Source organism: Deinococcus sp., assembly GCF_018260405.1.
Lineage (GTDB): Bacteria > Deinococcota > Deinococci > Deinococcales > Deinococcaceae > Deinococcus.
Map to the genome: position 1 here is coordinate 1 of NZ_JAGLBG010000223.1, position 1,060 is coordinate 1,060.

The 1,060-nt window shown below is 62.2% G+C and carries 2 protein-coding genes; both read right to left on the minus strand.

Annotation, left to right across the window (positions count from 1 at the left end):
• On the minus strand, positions 1-518 hold a 518-nt coding region (locus tag QZ269_RS13190), incomplete at its 3' end, for an MOSC domain-containing protein (protein ID WP_291427155.1).
• 80 nt (positions 519-598) lie between these two features.
• Positions 599-874: a 30S ribosomal protein S15 gene (gene rpsO, locus QZ269_RS13195; protein WP_291427156.1), complete on the minus strand. Its 276-nt coding sequence runs from the start codon at positions 872-874 to the stop codon at positions 599-601.
• Positions 875-1,060: the final 186 nt, after the last annotated feature.

Below are 1,060 nucleotides of genomic sequence, written 5' to 3' on the forward strand. Positions count from 1 at the left end.
GTGTCGAGAATAGTGGGCGTACCAGCGGGCAGCTCACCCAGCAGCCGCACCTCGTCACCGGCCTGCACTTCACCCGGCTCGATCACGCGGGCGTAAATCCCTGGGCGGCGGGCGTCACGGAACTTGCGGGCAAAGTGCGGGTCGTTCATGTGCTGGGAGAAGGTGCCGCAGGGAATCCGCGACATGGTCGCCTCCAGCACCACTGGCCCGACCTGAATGCGCTGGCCGATGCCTACCGCCGCCGACTCTAGACCCGAGAACACCAGATTTTCTCCGAATTCCCCGTTCCTGAGTGGGCGGCCCAGCTGCCCTTCCCAGTAGGCGTAGTCGGGACGGGTATAGATGTACACCGCCTGATCCGGCCCGCCGTGGTGCTTGCGGTCCATGACCTGATCCCCTTCGAGACCCAGCGGCCCGATCTTGACCTGACCTGGAACGGCGCGTTTGTCGATGCCCGTCTGTCCTGTCTTGTTAGCGAACAGGCGAGCTTGCCCGGTACATACCGCGATAAGTTGCATAGGCACGATTGTAAGCGCAGCAGCCCAAGCAAAAAGGCCGCCGACCCGGTTGGGCAGGCGACCTGAACAGGCGGCTGGGCTTAGCGAACGATGCGCTGGCCGCGGCGAATCTTGAGCTTATCGGTCAGGGCGATGTACTCATCGTAGTTGGTGCGTTCGAGGTACTTCAGCAGGCGGCGGCGCTGGCCGTTGAGCAGCTGAAGGCCGCGCTGACCCGCCTTGTCTTTCTTGTTGGTCGCCAGGTGCGCGGCCAGGTTGTTGATGCGGGCGCTGAGCAGCGCGACCTGTACGGCGGTGCTGCCGGTATCGGTGGCGCCCTTGGCGTTATCGGTAATTACCTGTTTCTTGTCGATCATGTTTGTAGCCTCTCTTGATTAAAAGTCCCGCTTCGCGCAAGCCAGGGAAGTCCCCACCGGCGCGGCGGCAAACGCCAGCATAACACGTCACAGCGGCAAATCAAGTCACAAGGGTTGACAAGCACGGGCGGCGTCCCTACTATTGTTTTCGCCTCTCAGACATCCGGTTGCTCGGGTGGCGGAATT